The sequence below is a fragment of the Planomonospora sp. ID82291 genome (assembly GCF_015711645.1).
Classification (GTDB): domain Bacteria; phylum Actinomycetota; class Actinomycetes; order Streptosporangiales; family Streptosporangiaceae; genus Planomonospora.
The window spans coordinates 773,466-788,116 of the sequence record NZ_JABTEX010000001.1 but is presented as its reverse complement, the minus strand read 5'-3'; the positions used below and the strand labels follow the sequence as shown (position 1 = coordinate 788,116).

8 protein-coding genes are annotated in these 14,651 nt (G+C 75.7%); 6 read left to right on the top strand and 2 right to left on the bottom strand.

Annotation, left to right across the window (positions count from 1 at the left end; translation table 11 throughout):
- The first annotated feature begins 27 nt into the window (after positions 1-27).
- The 5 genes from HS045_RS35765 to HS045_RS03315 all read left to right on the top strand — a co-directional run bounded on the left by HS045_RS35765 (position 28) and on the right by HS045_RS03315 (position 10,616).
- Positions 28-1,785: a hypothetical protein gene (locus HS045_RS35765; RefSeq protein ID WP_196449692.1), complete on the top strand. Its 1,758-nt coding sequence runs from the start codon at positions 28-30 to the stop codon at positions 1,783-1,785.
- A 446-nt stretch (positions 1,786-2,231) separates the two neighbouring features.
- On the top strand, positions 2,232-3,578 hold the full coding sequence (locus tag HS045_RS03330) for a glycosyltransferase family 4 protein (RefSeq protein ID WP_374191355.1): 1,347 nt from the start codon (positions 2,232-2,234) through the stop codon (positions 3,576-3,578).
- Positions 3,579-3,613: 35 nt separating this feature from the next.
- Entirely contained in the window at positions 3,614-7,771 is a 4,158-nt protein-coding gene (locus tag HS045_RS03325; protein ID WP_196449691.1) for an alpha-(1->3)-arabinofuranosyltransferase family protein, read from the top strand.
- Complete coding sequence (locus HS045_RS03320; protein WP_196449690.1) at positions 7,768-8,739, top strand: DUF3068 domain-containing protein; 972 nt, start codon at positions 7,768-7,770, stop codon at positions 8,737-8,739. Before HS045_RS03325 ends, HS045_RS03320 begins: the two co-directional genes overlap by 4 nt.
- Entirely contained in the window at positions 8,736-10,616 is a 1,881-nt protein-coding gene (locus HS045_RS03315; protein WP_196449689.1) for a hypothetical protein, read from the top strand. The genes HS045_RS03320 and HS045_RS03315 overlap by 4 nt, the downstream gene beginning before the upstream one ends.
- Here HS045_RS03315 and HS045_RS03310 read toward each other — a convergent pair.
- Complete coding sequence (locus tag HS045_RS03310; RefSeq protein ID WP_230883410.1) at positions 10,597-11,340, bottom strand: bifunctional 2-polyprenyl-6-hydroxyphenol methylase/3-demethylubiquinol 3-O-methyltransferase UbiG; 744 nt, start codon at positions 11,338-11,340, stop codon at positions 10,597-10,599. The genes HS045_RS03315 and HS045_RS03310 overlap by 20 nt on opposite strands.
- A gap of 116 nt (positions 11,341-11,456) precedes the next feature.
- Here HS045_RS03310 and HS045_RS03305 point away from each other — a divergent pair, with 116 nt between their 5' ends.
- Positions 11,457-13,325 (top strand): hypothetical protein, encoded by a 1,869-nt coding sequence (locus tag HS045_RS03305; RefSeq protein WP_196449688.1) that lies wholly within the window; start codon positions 11,457-11,459, stop codon positions 13,323-13,325.
- Between the two features lie 7 nt (positions 13,326-13,332).
- On the opposite strand, the gene HS045_RS03300 is transcribed toward HS045_RS03305, so the two are convergent.
- Positions 13,333-14,559 (bottom strand): acyltransferase, encoded by a 1,227-nt coding sequence (locus tag HS045_RS03300; RefSeq protein WP_196449687.1) that lies wholly within the window; start codon positions 14,557-14,559, stop codon positions 13,333-13,335.
- Between the last annotated feature and the right edge of the window lie 92 nt (positions 14,560-14,651).

Here is a 14,651-nt window from a genome sequence, read left to right as displayed (position 1 = left end):
CCCGGGGCTGCCGTAGGGTCTGGCGCTATGCGGACGGATCGGGTCAGAGCGGCAGCGCCCGCGCTGCTCGGGCTGCTGCTCGGGCTGCTGGCGCTCGGACCCGCCCTCGGCCCGGGGTTCGTGCTCCGCTACGACATGGTGTTCGTCCCGGATCCGCCGCCCGTCCTGCCGGGGCAGGGCTTCCCCCGGGCCGTGCCCAGCGACCTGGTCGTCGCGCTGCTCTCGGCGGTGCTGCCCGAGGAGGCGGTGCAGAAGGCGCTCCTGCTCGGGATCTTCGTGCTGGCCGCGTCGGGGGCGGCGGCGCTGGTGCCCTCCGAACGGCTCGGGCCGCGCCTGGCCGCCGCGGCCTTCTACGCCTGGAACGCCTACCTCGCCCAGCGGCTCCTGCTCGGGCAGTGGGCGCTGCTGCTGGGTGTGGCCGGGCTGCCCTGGGCGGTGCGGGCGGTGGTGCTCGGCGGGCGGCTGCGGCTCGCGGTCGCCCTGCTCCCGGCGGCCGTCGGCGGGTTCCAGGCCATGCTGGTCTCGGCCCTGACCGTTCTCGCCACCGCCGTGACACTGCCCGCCGCCGTGAGGCCGTCCGGTGGTGCGGGCTCCCCGGGCGGTGCGGGCGCGGCGGAGGGCGGCCCGGCGCGGCGGTCGTCCGGCGCGGCGGCGCGGGTCCGCAGGGCGGGGGCGGCGGCGCTCGTCCTGGGCGGGCTGAGCCTGCCGTGGCTGGTGCCCGCGCTGCTCAGCGGGGCCACGACCGACCCCGCCGGGGTGGACGCGTTCGCGGCCCGCGCGGACGGCCCCTTCGGGGTGGTCGGCAGCCTGCTCGGCCTGGGCGGGATCTGGAACGCGCACGCGGTGGTGCCCGGTCAGGAGTCCTGGTGGTCGGCGGGCGTGCGGCTGCTGCTGGCCGGGGTCGCCGTCGGGGGCTTCGTACGGCTCCGCGGCGACGGGCCGCCGGGTTCCGCCGCCGGAGCGTCCGTGTCCAGGCCGCCGGGCTTCCGGCCTCGGGCATCCGGGTCCGGACCTCCGGGGTCCGGGGCTCCGCCGTACCGGGCGGGGCCGGCCGGGGCTCCGCCGTACCGGGCGGGGCCGGCCGGGGCTCCGCCGTACCGGGCGGGGCTGGCCGGGGCGGCGGCGGCCGGGGTGGGCGTCGCCTGCCTGGGGGCCTTCGCGCCCGGGGTGCTGAAGGCGCTGATCGGCTGGTGGCCGGGGTTCGGGCCGCTCCGCGACGGCCAGCTCTACCTGGCGCCGTTCGTCCTGCTGCAGGCCCTCGGCCTGGCGTCGGCCGTACGGCTGCTCGCCTCCCGGGCCGCCGCCGCCGTCGCGGTCGCGGTGCCGGTGCTGGTGCTGCCCACCTTCGCGCTGGGGGCGTTCGGCCGGCTGGAGGCCGTCGGTTACCCGGACGAGTGGCGGCGGGTCCAGGCGGTGGTGAACGCCGACCCGGCTCCGGGGGCGCTGCTCTCGCTGCCGTGGGGGGCGCACCGGGCCTTCGCCTGGAACGGCGGGCGGGTGGTCCTGGACCCGGCGACCAAGCTGTTCGCGCGGCGGGTGGTCTGGAACGACGAGCTGCTGGTGGGACTGCCCGGCGGCGGCCGGATCCGGGTGGCGGCGGAGGACCTGCTGGCCGGGCGGGTCGCCGCGGTGCTGCGCGGAGATCCGCGGCGGCGGGCCGCGGCCCTGGCCGGGCTCGGGGTGCGCTACGTTCTCGAACACGCTTCCGATAACGTGTTCCAGGGCGGCGTGCCGGTTTTCCGGGGTCGGGAGCTCGTCCTCCTGCGCCTCGATTCCCCCTTCTGACCTGCGACGACAGAAGATCCGCAGGCGTACCGGAGGGTAACTTACTTTGTCACGGTTTTACTAAGCCTATAGATTATGAGATGAATCACGTTCTACTCTCGGCACACTGTCCGAATCTGTGAGGGAGAGCTCAGTGATACGCGTGCTCGCAGCACTGGCCGTCGGAGCGGTCCTTGCGGTCGGTGCCTCTGTGGCAGTAGTCAACGTCGCCGCGCCCACGCCGGAGCCGCCCAACAGGCCGCTGTACAACTACGGCGACAAGTGATCGCGGGGGCCGCCCGGCGGCCCCCGAGCACACCTCTTCACCGGCCAGGCGGGGCCGGACATCAGTGATCGGCCGGGTGATCGGCCAGGGGTCTGACGTCGTCATGCCCTGACCAGCTCGGGGCCCGGCTCCGCCGTGCCCTGGTCCGGCCGTGCGCGGAGCACGGAGTGGAGGAGAGATCGTGGTCCTATCCCGTGGGAAGGCGGCCGCCGCGCCGCATCCGCCGGCCGCACCGCGGCCCCGGCTGAGTCTGGAGACCGGAGGGCGGCAGGGCGGGGACGCGCGGGAGGAGCCCGCCGGGGCCCCGCTGGACGGCGTCAGGGTGGCGGTGCTGAACTTCCGGGAGCCGCAGCAGTCGGTGGCGGGCGGCGCGGAGGAGTACGCCTGGCAGGTCGGCCGCCACCTGGCCGCCCAGGGCGCGACGGTGCACTTCGCCACCAGCCGGGAGCCCGGCCAGGCCGGGAGCGAGCACCTCGACGGCATCACGCTGCACCGGATGGGCAACCGCTACCTGGTCTACCTGCTCGTCCCGCTCTGGCTGCTGCTGCGCCGCCGCTCCTTCGACGTCGTCATCGACTCGATGAACGGCATCCCGTTCTTCTCCCCGCTCGTCGTGCGCCGCCGCACCTCGGTCATCTGCCTGGTGCACCACGTCCACGACCGGCAGTTCTACGCGTTCTTCCCCGCCTGGCTGGCCAGGATCGGCTGCTTCATCGAGGGGCCGGTGGCCCGCCTGCTCTACCGGCGCCGCCTGACGGTCACCGTCTCGGAGTCCTCCCGGGACGACCTGCGCGCCCGGCTGCGCTGGACGGCCCCGATCCAGGTCGTGCCCAACGGGGGCCCGGCGGTCCGGCCCGTCGCGCGGCTGACCGTGCCGGGCGATCCGGCCGTGGTCTACCTGGGCCGGCTGGTCGGCCACAAGCGCGTCGAGCGCGTGGTCGGCCTCGCCGCCGACCTCGGGCGGAGCCGTCCCGGTCTGCACGTGCACGTCGTCGGGCGCGGGCCGGAGTCCGGCGCCCTGGCCGCGTTCGCCGCCGAGCGGGGCGTCGCCGACCGCGTCCACCTGCACGGCTTCCTCGCCGAGCCGGACAAGAACGCCGTGCTGAGCGCGGCCCTGCTGAACGTGACGGCCTCGGAGTTCGAGGGCTGGGGCCTGACGGTGATCGAGGCGGCGGCCTTCGGCGTGCCCACGGTCGCCTACGACGTGGCGGGACTGCGCGACTCGGTCCGCGACGGCGTGACCGGCTGGCTGGTCCGGGACGGGGAGACGCTCGCCGCCGCGGTCGAGCGGGCGCTCGGGGAACTGTCCGACCCGGCGCGGCGGGCGGAGATCCAGCAGGCGTGCCGGGCCTGGGCGGGGGAGTTCACCTGGGGGCGAACCGGCGCTACGATAACCAGGCTTATCGCCACAGACCTCTCCATATCCGACTCCGTATCCGACCGTCGACGCCGGTCCGCGGGCGCAGGCCGCCCCCTGGCCGGAGCCTCCGACCTCCGTCTCGCCGTAAGCGAGACCGACCCTGCGTGAGACCGACCCTGCGTGAGCCCCGCGGTGACCTCCCGATGACCCCTGACAGCACGGCCGCGGCCTCCGTCCGGATGCGGCACCGGCTGCGCCTGCTGGCGGGCTGCCTGCTGCTGGGCGCCGTCGCGTTCAACACCTCGCCCGGCCGGATCATCTCCGAGACCAAGCTCGACATGGCGCTCAACCCGCTGGGCTTCCTGTCGCGGGCGGTGCACCTGTGGGACGGGGCCTTCTTCGGCCACCTGCAGAACCAGGCGCACGGCTACCTCTTCCCGATGGGCCCGTTCTACGCCCTCTTCGAGGCGCTGGACATGCCGCCGTGGAACATCCAGCGGCTGTGGATGACCGCGGTGCTGTGCGCGGCCTTCCTGGGGGTGGAGCGGCTGGCCCGCGCGATGGGCACCGGCACGCCGGCGACCCGGATCCTGGCCGGTCTCGCCTACGCGCTGGCCCCGCACGCGATCACGCTGATCGGGATCAACTCCTCGGAGTTCCAGCCGAGCGCGGTGCTGCCGTGGATCCTGCTGCCGCTGGTGCGCGCCGCCTCCGGGGACGTGAGCCCGCGCCGGGCGGCGGCCCTGTCGGCGCTGGCCTTCCTGTTCGCCGGCGGGATCAACGCGGTGGCCGAGCTCGCCGTGCTGGCCGTCCCGCTGCTGTACCTGCTCACCCGCCGCAGGGGCCCGCGCAGGCGGAGGCTGCTGGCCTGGTGGCTCGCGTGCGTCGGCGCGGTGTCGATGTGGTGGCTGGTCCCGCTGCTGGTGATGGGGCGGTACATCTTCTCCTTCCTGCCCTTCATCGAGACGGCGTCCGCGACCACCAGCGTCACCTCGCTGCTCAACATCCTGCGCGGCACCTCCGGCTGGATCTCGTTCCTGGCGGTGGACGGCAACGCCTGGCTGCCCGCCGCGTTCGAGCAGGCCACCACCCCCTGGCTGATCGCGGCGACCGCGCTGGTCGCCGGGCTCGGCGTCGCCGGGATCGCCGCCCGGGGCACTCCGGAGCGGTCGTTCCTCGCCGTCACCGCGCTGGCGGGGATCGTGATCCTCTCCTTCGGCCACGCGGACGCGTTCGTCCACCCCTGGACCGAGCAGGTGCGGGCGCTGCTGGACGGCCCGCTCGCGCCCTTCCGCAACCTGCACAAGTTCGACGCCCTCGTCCGGCTCCCGCTCGCGCTCGGCCTGGCCGCGCTCCCGGCGGCCGTCCCCGCCCGGCTGCGCGACCCCGCCCTCCTCGTCGCCTCGGGGACGGTCGCCCTGACCGTCGCCCCCGTCGCCTTCGCGGGCGTGACCCCAGCCGGGGGGTTCAGCGAGGTCCCCGCCTACTGGCGGGACGCCGCCGCCTGGCTCAACGAGCACACCGGGGACGGGATGGTGCTCGCCGCGCCCGGCTCGCGCCGGGGCGAGTACGTGTGGGGGCGCCCGATGGACGAGCCCGCGCAGTCGCTGCTGACCGTGCGCTGGGCCACCCACACCAACGTGCCCTGGGGATCGCCCGGCCTGGCCCGGCTGCTCCAGGCGGTCGACGAGCGCTTCGCCACCGGTGAGGGCTCGCCCGGCCTGACCTCCGCGCTGCGCCGGATCGGCGTCACCTACCTGCTCGTCCGCAACGACCTCGCCCGGGAGACGCTCGGCACCGCCTGGCCCGCCCGGGTCCACGAGACCATCGCCGAGTCCGGCGGCCTGGAACGGGTCGCCGCCTTCGGCCCGGAGATCGGCAGCGTCTCCGGTTCCACCGCCTCCGGCTGGTTCGACCAGCCGTATCCCGCCCTGGAGGTCTACGCGGTCCCCGACCCGGCGCCGCGGGCCGCCACCGTGCCCCGCCGGGGCGCGCTGCGGGCGACCGGAGCGCCGGAGGCCGCGCTCGCCCTGGCGGAGGAGGGGCTGCTCGACGACGACCGGCCCCTGCTGCTGGGCGACGAGCCGGGAGCGGGCGCCGTGCCGCCGGGCGACACGGTGGCGACCGACACGCTGCGCCGCCGTGAGATCGTCTTCGGCGACGTGCGCCGGATCGGCACGGCCACGCTCACCGAGGAGCAGCCCCTGCGCCGGAAGACGGTCTCCGACCTGACGGATCCGGCGTGGCGGAGCGCCACCGCGTCGGCCCGCTACTCCGGCATCGCGGACGTGCTCGCCTCCTCCTCGGAGTCGGACGTCACCGCCGTGGGGGAGCGGCGCGACCCGGGGCGGCAGCCGTACGCGGCGGTCGACGGCGACCTGCGGACGAGCTGGCGTTCCGACGGATGGGCCGGCGCGGTCGGGCAGTGGCTGGAGCTGCGGCTCGTCGAGAGCATGGAGATCCCGCGCATCACGGTGGCGTTCGAGCGGTCGGTCGGGCCGCCGGTGGCGGAGATCTCCCTGGAGACGGCCGCCGGGACCCGCCGGGTCCCGGTGCTCCGGACGGCCGGCCCCCAGGCCGTCACGCCGCCGCCCGGCCGGAGCTCCTGGCTGAGGATCCGGGTGACCCGGCTGGCGCACGAACCGGAGGCGGCCTTCGGCAACCGGGTCGGGATCGCCGAGGTGGCCGTCCCCGGGGTGGAGGCGGGCCGCAGGGTCGTGGTCCCGCCGGCGACCGGGCGGGACCCGGGTGCGGTCCTGCTCACCCGGCAGGGCGACGCTCCGGCCTGCATGCGGGGTTCCAGCACGTGGACCTGCTCGCCGCATCTGGAGATCCTGGGCGAGGACGGCTTCGGGTTCGACCGCGGGTTCACCGTCCGGTCGGGCGGGTCGCGGGTCGTCACCGGGCGGACCGTGCTGACCGACCCCGTCACGGCCGGGCGGCTCACCGGCCTGCCCGGGGTCTTCCCGAAGGTGACCGCCTCCTCCACGGTCACCGACCACCCGGCGGTGCTCGGCCGCGCGGCCATGGACGGCGACCTGGGCACCCTCTGGTACGCCCACGGCGCCGACCGCGAGCCGTCCCTGACCGTCGAACTCGGCAGGGAGACGACGGTCTCGCGGCTGCGGGTTCTCCTGCCGGACTCCTACCTGGGGCGGCCGCCGGTCAAGGTGACCGTGCAGGGCGGCGGGCGGACCGTGCAGGGCTGGATCGACGCCGACGACCTGGTCACCTTCGCCCCGCTGCGCACGGACCGGCTGGTGATCCGGTTCTCGGCCTCCGCCGCCCGGCCGATCGAGGTGGCGGAGATCGCCGTCCCGGGGGTCGCGCCCCTGGGATCGCTGGACTCCCTCCCCCTCCGGCTGCCCTGCGGCGGCGGTCCGGCGCTCACCGTGAACGGCAACCCGGTGGCCACCCGGATCGTGGAGGGGACCCTGGGCGACGTGCTGAACGGCCGCCCGCTCGGGTACCGCTCCTGCGTGCCGGTCGAGCTGGCGGCCGGACCGGTGCGGGTCTCCGCCACCCCCCTCGACGCCTTCCGGATCGAGTCGATGCTCCTGCGCCCGTCCGCCGCCGGGGCGGAGAAGACCGCCGGGGCGGAGAAGACCGCCGGGACGGACGCGGTCCCGGTCAGCACCGAGATCTGGGGGCCGGCGGAGCGGCGCGTGCGCGTCTCGGCCGCCGAACCCTCCTACCTGGTGGTCAACGAGAACTTCAACCGGGGGTGGCAGGCCCACCTGGACGGCGAACCGCTCACCCCGGTCCGGCTGGACGGCTGGCGGCAGGCCTGGGAGGTGCCCGCCGGAGCGGGGATCGTGACCATGCGCTACGGGCCCGACGCGATCTACCGGGCGACGCTGTTCGGCGGGCTGGCCCTGGTGCTCCTGGTGGTCGCGGCGGCCTGCGTGCCCGCCCGCCGTACGGCGCGGCACCCGGCGGGCACGGCGCCCGCCGCGGTCCGCGCGGCCTGGGTCTGGCCGCTGGCCCCCCTCGCCGGGCTGTGGGCCGGCGGGTTCGCCGGCGCCGCCGTCGTGTGCGGGACGCTGGTCCTGTACACCTGGCTGGGGACGGTGGCCGAGGCCCGGCACGCGCGCGGCGGACCGCTGCCCGGCGTCGCGGGCGCGGTGACGGAGCCGTGGGCGGCCGCGGTCCCGCTCGGCCTGGCCGGGGCGGCGCTCGCCGCCGGCCGGGCGTCCGGCGCCGGCGCGGGGGCCGAGACCGCCGCGCAGGCGCTCTGCCTGGTCACGGTCGCCCTGCTGATGGCGGCGGTCCCCGTCCGCGGGAGCGCGCGGCGGCAGACGCCGGACCCGGGACCGCCCGCCGTCGTGCGCCGGCCGGAGAAGCAGGCGGTGGACGCGTGACCCCGCGGCCGGTCCCCTGGACGGCGGTGCTGGCCGCCGGCGCGTTCTTCCTCACCCTCGCGGCGCTGATGCGCTTCCCGGTCCAGGAGAGCGTCCTGCTCCTGCCGCGGGAGCAGGACAGGACCTACCGCCTGGCCACGGCGGACGGCGCCTACTTCGACCCCGGGACGCTCGTCTCCCGGACGGGGGCCACGCTCGTGGCCAAGGTCACGCTGAGGGGCGACACCACCGCGGGGGACGAGCGGACCGGCGTGTGGACGGAGTTCACCTCGATCGAGACCGGCCAGGGCCGGCGGATCGGCTACCACGAGCGCCGGTCCGCCTTCGACCGCAGGACGGCGGCGGCGGTCGACTGCTGCGGGGGGTACGTCGACTCCGACGCCGAGACGCGGCAGTCGGGGCTGGCGTTCCGGCTCCCCCCCGGAGCGGAGCCGCGCTCCTACCCGATGTACGACACGGTGCTGCGCCGGGCGGTCACCCTGCGCTTCGAGCGGGAGGAGGACGTCCGAGGGCTGCGGACGCACCGCTACGGCTACACGGCGGGACCGGTCGAGGTCGAGGCGAGGTCCGGTGAGTACCCCGGCCGGGCCATGGGCCTGCCGGACCGGCGCGTGGTCGGGGTCTCCCGCTACGCCGAGGTGACCAGGACGCTCTGGGTCGAGCCGGAGAGCGGTCTGACGGTGAAGGTCGAGGAGCGCCACCGGCAGGCCCTGCGCACGATCGACGGGGTCGAGCGCAAGCTGATCCTCCAGGCCCGCCTGACGATGGTCCCCGAGGACGTCGCGGCCCAGGTCGAGGAGGCGCGGGCCTTCGCCCGCCGGATCCTGCTCCTGCGGGAGGTGATGCCGGGCGGGCTCCTCGTCCTGGGCGCCGCGCTGGGACTGCTCGCGCTGCGGCTGCGCCGGCCGAGGCCGCCCGCCGCGCGGGAGGCGGGGGAGACGTCGAGAACCGAGACGGAGACCGGGTGAGCGGTGGGACGGGCGCACCGGTCGCGTTCGAGGTACGGCTGCCCCGGTGGGCCGGGCACCCGGTGGTCGGGCGGCACGCCGTGCCCGCCGCGGGGGTGCTGCTGACGGTCCTGGCCACGGCCCTGAAGGCCGTCGCCCTGGGCGGCTCCTACTTCTTCGAGGACGACCTGGTCTTCATCGCCTTCGCGGCGGAGGCGCCGCTGGACTGGGACTTCCTCACCCGCGTGCACATCGGGCACCTGATGCCGGGCGGGTACGCCCTGGTGTGGGTGATCACGAGGATCCACGCCCACGACTGGACCCTGGCGTCGGTCCTGATCCTGGCGCTGCACGCGGGCGCGGGACTGGCGTTCCTCCGGTTGCTGCTGCTGCTGTTCGGCCGCCGCTGGATGGTGCTCGTCCCGCTGCTCGCGGTGCTCGCGGCTCCGGCGGCGGTCCAGACGGTCACCTGGACGGCGGCGGCGGTCAACATCGTCCCGCTGCAGATCGCCCTGTGCCTGGCCCTGTGCTCCATGGTGCGGCTGGCGCGCGGCGGGGGCGCCCGGCACGGGGCGGCGACCCTCGCCTGGACCCTGGCGGGCCTGGTCTTCTTCGAGAAGGCCGTGGTCATCCCGGTCGTGCTCTTCGCGGTGACGGCCTGGTTCCTGGTCGACGGCGGCCCGGCGGCGGGCGTGGGGGAGGCGCTGCGCCGCTTCCGCCTGCTCTGGGCGGGGCACCTGGCCCTGCTCGGCGGCTACGCCGCGCTCTACCTGTCGCTGTCGGCGGGGTCGGGGTCGACCGGCCTGGGGCTGCCCGAGCCGTCGGTGGCGGCCGACTACGCGCTGTGGTTCCTCGTCCAGACCGCCCCGCTCCTGGTCACCGGAGCCCCGGTCGGCTGGGCCGCCGGTGAGCCGATCGGCCCCGTCGTGGAGCCGTCGCTCGTCACGGTGCTCCTGGCCTGGGCGATCCTCGCCGCGGTGGTCGCGGTGACGGTCCGCCACCGGCGGCGGGCCTGGCGGGCCTGGGTGCTCGCCGCCGGGTTCGTGGTGGTCGCCGACGGACTGGTCACCCTGCTGGCGCGGGCCAGGTTCTACCCCGAGCACGCCTTCGAGAGCCGGTACATCGCCGACTCGGTCCCGGTCACGGCCCTGTGCCTGGCGCTGGCCCTCATCCCGCTGCGGGGGGAGGACCGGCCGTGGCGGCGCCCGCCGCTCGCCGGGCACCAGACCGTGGCCGCGGTCGCCGCGCTCTGCTACGCGGTCTCCGGCGCCGTGTCGGCGGCCGGCTTCGTCGGCCTGGTCCGGGACGAGATCCCCCGCGGCTACTTCGCCAACGCCCGCGCGGAGACGGCGCGGCTGGAGGACGGCGTCCAGATCTCCCCGACCCTGGTCCCGGAGAACGTCCTGTTCCCCTGGCACGGCGCGGACCGGCGGCTCAGCTCCTTCCTGGTGGCGCCCGCGCTGGCGGAGCCGGACCGGGACCGGGTCCGCAGGCCCGGCCCGGCCCACCGGGCCGTCACCTTCGACGAGCGGGGGCGGCTCCGCCCGGTCCGGATCTTCGGCGGGGTCGCCCTGCCCGAGGAGCGGAACGGGGTGAGGCGCCGCTGCTTCCCGCTGGAAGGCGGTCGCACGCTCACCGTCGGCCTGCGCGCCGAGCACCCGGGGCACATCGCGAGGATCGACTACGAGGTCCGCGGGCCCGTCGGCGTCACGGTGCACGCGGGCGCGGCGGCCGTCCGGCTCCTGCTGGTCCCCGAGCACCGGCAGGTGTTCCTCCCCCTCCCCGTCCACCGGGGGGACCTGCGGATCGCGGTGGACCCGGGGGCGGCGGCGCCGTGCCTGCGGGCCGTCGCGGTCGGGGCGGCGCTTCCGGAGGAGGTCAGCGGCGGCGCAGGATGAGCAGGAGGTTCCAGCTCACGATCTCGCGCAGCCCCGGCACGCGGACGACCGGCACGGCCCACCGGGGGTGGTAGCGCGGCAGGGCGTCCAGGACCCGGACGTCCGGGTGCCGCCGGGCCCAGCGCAGGGCGGCGCCCACCGAGACGGGGTAGAGGCCGGCGCCGTACACGTTCTTGGGGGGCCGGCCGTACCGGCGGGTGTACCGGGCGGCGGCCCGGTGGCCGCCCAGGTAGTGCCAGGGGGAGGTCTCGTGGCCGCCCCACGGGGAGAGCCAGTTGGTGAAGGACAGGTAGATCACCCCGCCCGGCCGGGTGACGCGGACCATCTCGTCGGCCATCCGCCACGGGTCCGGCACGTGCTCCAGCACGTTGGAGGAGAAGCAGACGTCCACCGCGCCCGTCGCGAGCGGGAGGTCCAGGGCGCTGCCGAGCACCGCGCCCTCCGGGGCCGCGCCCTGGCGGGCCATCATCTCCCCGGCGTCGCAGTCCACGCACACGGGCCGGGCGCCCGCGGACCGCAGCACGTCGGTGAAGTACCCGGGACCGCCGCCGATGTCCGCGACGAGCGCACCGTCCAGCTCGGCGTACGCCCCCAGCTGGGCGACGGTGTCCCGGGCGAGCATGCCGTAGAAGAAGTCCGGGTCGCTCTGCTCCTTGCGGAAGGCGCGGAGCAGCCGGACCGACCGGCCGAGGGTGGCCCGGAACGGCGCCTGCGGAGTCTGCAATGCCGCTCCTCACCATGATGGACAGATCAGGTGCGCCGGAGCATAACAGCATGTATTGCCGGTGTCCTGGCAGCCCCGTAGGGTGCTTGCGCGCCGTGGGACGAAGGAGGACGCCGGTGGGGGTCACACAGACCGAGCGACCGCAGCCGCCGACGCTGCGGATCACCCTGCCCGGCTGGGCCGCGTGGCTGCGCGAACCGGTGCTGCTGGGGGCGGCGTCGCTCATCGCGGTCTGCCTGGCGCTGCGCGCGCTGATCCTGAAGGACTCCTACTTCGTCGAGGACGACCTGCTCTTCGTGGGCAACGCCTACGAGAGCGGCCTGACCCCCGAATTCGTGACGCGCGTCCACAAGGGCCACTTCATGCCCGGCGCGCTCGCGCTGACCTGGGTGCTCTCGCGGATCGCGCCGTACGACTGGCTGCTGGTGGCCACCGTCACCCTCCTCGCCCAGGGTGCGCTCGGCGTGCTGGCGCTGCGGTTGCTGCGGTCGCTGTTCGGCACCCGTCCGGCGATCCTGCCGCCGCTGGCGGTGCTGCTGTTCTGCCCGCTGACGGTCCCGCCGCTCGGCTGGTGGGCGTCCGCGCTCAACGCGGTCCCGCTCCAGCTCGCGATGGTGCTCGCGCTGACCGCGCAGGTGCGGTTCACCCGGGGCGAGGGGGACCGGTACGGCCGGCACGCGCTGGCCTGGACGGCGGTCGGCATGGCCTTCAGCACCAAGGGCGTCTTCGTCGCCTTCCTGCTCTTCGCCGTGACCACCGCGTTCCTGCGCGACCGGGAGACCGGCTGGATCCGGTCCATGGCCGCCGAACTCGGGCGGAACCGGCGGCTGTGGGGCGCGTACGCGCTGCTGCTGGCCGCCTACACCGCGCTCTACCTCGTCCGCCGGGACACCGCACCGGGAGAGGGCGCGGCGATGCCCCGGGCGGACGTCGCGGTGGACCTGGTCGGGCTCCTGCTGGGCCGTACCTTCCCCACCGGGGCGGTCGGCGGCCCGTTCACCTGGAGCCCGGTCACCCCGGTCGGGGGGATGGCCGGCCCGTCGGACGCCGTGGTCGCGCTCTCCTGGCTGGTGCTGGCCGTCCTGGTGGCGGTCACGGTCGTCCACCGGCGGCGGGCGCTGCGGGCGTGGGTGATCCTGGCGGGCTACCTGGTCTTCGCCGACGCGGTCCCCACGGTCATCGCCCGGGGCTCCCATGTGGCGCTGGTCGGCGCGGAGGCCCGCTACGTGGCGGACGCCGTGGTCGTGCTCGCGGTCGGCCTGGGACTGGCGCTGCTGCCGCTGCGGGGGGAGGAGGGCGCGTACCGCCGCCCGCCGCCCGGCAGGTCCGCCCTGCTCCTGACGGCGGGGCTGGCCACCGGGGCCTACCTGGCGGCCTCGGTGGTCTCGACCGAGGCGTACCGGGCGACGCTCAGCGGCGACCGGGTCCGGGCCTACCTGGAGACCGCCGCCGCGGAGCTCGCCCGGGTGCCGGACGACGTCGTGATCTACCCGGCGCCGGTGCCGGACGACATCGTGCTGCCGCTGAACGGGGACCGCCGGCTCAGCGACCGCCTGCTCGCCCCCCTGGCCCGCCCCGGCATCCGGATCAGGATGGCCCATCCCGAGCCCAGCCACGAGGCCCTGGTCTTCGGCAGGGACGGGCGGCTGGTGCGGATGAGCATCTTCGGCTTCTTCCGGACCCCGGCGCCGGGGGAGGGCTGCCTGCGCGCGGAGAACGGCGTGGTGGCCCTGCCCGAGGCGGTCGCCGAGGAGCGGCGGGGCTTCGCGGGGGCGCTGTCCTACGCGGCCGACCGGCCGCTCTCGGCGACCGTCGAGATCGGCGGGGAGCGGATCGCCCTCAACCTCCGGCGGACGCCGGGCGACCGCGTCCACTTCCCGGTGAGCGGTCAGGGCCGGGGCATGCGGGTGGTGATGGACGATCCGGCCGCGCGGGTCTGCGTGACCGGTGTGGCGCTGGGGGTGCCGAAGGCCGAGGGCGAGTAGGCCGCGCTCAGCGCCTCACCAGGGCGTTCAGCCGCTGGAAGGGGCGCTCCACGAGCAGGTGGGTCGCCGTGGCCAGGCCCACGGTGAGCGCGGTGATGGGCACCAGGTTGGCGAGGAGGTCGCCGGTGAACGGCTGCTGCCCGGTGAACCCGTACCACACGTAGATCGCCACGAACTGCCAGAGGAAGACGCCGTAGGAGATGCGGCCGAGGAAGCCTGTGAACCGGTTGCCCAGCAGGCTCCGGACCGGGGAGCCGCCGGGGCGGAGCAGCGCGGCCGGGACGAGCAGGCAGAAGGCGACGACGGTGTAGAGGAGCAGCTCGGACAGGCCCGACCAGACGCCGTCGATGCCCAGGAAGCGGGTGCCGGTCACCGGGGAGGCCGCCACGGCGTAGGCGAGGGCGGCGACCAGCCACCACGAGCCGGGGGAGGCGGCGGCCGCCCGGCCGAAGCGCGCGGCGGGGCCGTCCGGCCGGGCCCGCGCCCAGGCCATGACGACGGCGAGGGCCATCCCGGCGGCGAAGAAGACCGCCGAGCGGGGCGGCCAGAGGTTCAGGTGGGGGCGGTAGTCCGGGTAGTAGACCAGCAGCGTCCAGGCGAAGGAGCCCGCCGCCAGCGCGCCCAGGCAGGCCAGCAGCCGCCGGGCCCGCAGGTCGACGCCGGCGCCGCCGCGCCGGGCGAACGCGGCCATCCCGGCCGCGAGCGGGGGGAGGACGAGGTAGAACGCCGCCTCCACCGACAGGCTCCACATCTGGGCCAGGCCCTTGGGCCCGAGGCCGTGCCACCACGACTCGACCGCGTAGTTCTGGTTCAGCGTGAGCAGGACGATCCAGTTCCAGACGTCGGACAGGTGCTCGCGCGACCAGAGGAACAGGGCGACGGCGACCACCAGCCAGTAGCCGGGCAGGATGCGGACGGCCCGGCGCCACAGGTACGCCCCGGCCCGGGGCGCCGGGGTGCCGGTGAGGGCCGCCGCGGCGAAGGGGCGGTAGAGCAGCAGGCCGGAGAGCGCGAAGAAGATCGGCACGGCCACGTCGCCGCGGGACAGCAGCGCGCCGGCGAACCCCTCCCGCAGCGCGACGCCGGTCTCGTTCGCCACGTGGTAGACGAGCACGGTGAAGGAGGCCACCGCGCGCACCCCGTCGAGGGCGTCCAGATGGCCGTCGGCGCCGGCCGCCTCCTGCTGGACGGCAGGGCGGGCGGCGGGGTCGACGGCGGGGCGGACGGCGGGCACCGACCTAGAACTTGTTTCGGTCACTTTTCCGCATCCCTGGTGACGTGGGTGATCGGCGTCACTAACATACTGGCCAGTAGCTCAGGATTTAA